General features: G+C 56.2%; 2 protein-coding genes. Both read left to right on the plus strand.

Going from position 1 to position 1,271, the window contains the following annotated elements; genetic code table 11:
• Nucleotides 1-14 precede the first annotated feature (14 nt).
• Nucleotides 15-332 carry a transposase gene (locus HMPREF3227_RS14020; RefSeq protein WP_061920845.1) on the plus strand — a complete coding sequence of 106 codons (318 nt, stop codon included), beginning with the start codon at nt 15-17 and terminating at the stop codon, nt 330-332.
• Nucleotides 329-1,249, plus strand: a complete 921-nt coding sequence (locus HMPREF3227_RS13330) for an IS3 family transposase (RefSeq protein WP_066512146.1) — start codon at nt 329-331, stop codon at nt 1,247-1,249. Before HMPREF3227_RS14020 ends, HMPREF3227_RS13330 begins: the two co-directional genes overlap by 4 nt.
• The last annotated feature ends 22 nt before the right edge of the window (nt 1,250-1,271 follow it).

A 1,271-nucleotide genomic window follows, 5' to 3' on the forward strand; every position in this document is an offset into this window, starting at 1 on the left:
GGAAAATTTGGAACATGCCGAGAAAATTTGATCAGGATGCGAAAGACCGTGTAGTCCGCCTCGTGGAAGACCGCATCCTGGCGGAGAACATTTCTATGCAGGCAGCCTGCAAGATCGTGGCACCAAAGCTGGGTGTGTCGTGGCACACGGCGAGGCAATGGACGCAGGCCGCTCGTCGCGAAGGACGTGTTGTGGAATCAATGCCCGAGGACCTTGCTGCAGAAAACGCACGGTTGCGTCGCGAGAATCAAGAGTTGCGGGACACCAATGAGTTGTTGAAAGCCGCTTCGGCTTTTTTCGCGTCGGAACTCGACCCGAAACGTCGGAAATGATCCGGTTCATTGATGAGTACCGGAATCGTTTCTGCGTCGAGTTCATTTGCCAGACGTTAAACACGCATCGCGAAGGCGGTTTTCTTAGCTCGCGTGGGTACCGCCAATCCAAGGCCCGGGGCTTAAGCTCCCGCGCTCTTCGCGACGCTGCCCTTGTAGAGCATATTCGCGACGTTCATGCTGAAAATTACGGCGTCTACGGGGTGCGGAAGATGTGGCGCGTGCTGCAACGCCGGGGCGTTGACATTGGCCGCGAGCAGACAGCCCGGCTGATGCGCAGCGCTGGACTGTCCGGCAAGGGAAAAGGTGGGGCACCTGTCACAACGCGCAAACCCACAGGCCCGGATCTTCGCCCAGATTTGGTTAATCGTGAGTTTAAGGCTCCTGGCCCTCATCGGCTGTGGGTAGCGGACATTACGTATGTGCGCACCAGGAAAGGGTTTGTGTACACAGCTTTTGTCACTGATGTGTACTCCCGGAGGATTGTCGGGTGGGCGTTGTCTGATTCGATGCGTACTGAGGCGTTGCCGCTGCAGGCGTTGAACCAGGCGATCGTGTGCGCCAAGGAAACGGCGGGCCTAATTCACCATTCAGACCACGGCTCACAATATGTGAGTATCGTCTACAACGAGCGCCTGGCTGAGCACGGAATTACGGCGTCTACCGGCACTGTTGGTGATTCCTATGACAATGCTTTGGCTGAGAATGTCAACGGCTCCTACAAGAATGAGCTGATTCATAGGCGCTCATGGGCCGATGTCGTCGACGTGGAAATCGCGACGTTCGAGTGGGTTAACTGGTGGAACGAATCACGGCTCCACCAGAGCCTGGGCTACCGCACCCCAGCTGAAGTCGAAGCCGAATTTTGGGAACACGACCCCAGTCGAGAAATAATGGAAATCAAGGCAAATGCCTAGGAACAAAACCCGGGGCACTTCA

Origin of the sequence: Corynebacterium sp. CMW7794 (assembly GCF_001563605.1) — a bacterium.
GTDB classification, from domain to species: Bacteria; Actinomycetota; Actinomycetes; order Mycobacteriales; family Mycobacteriaceae; genus Corynebacterium; species Corynebacterium phoceense.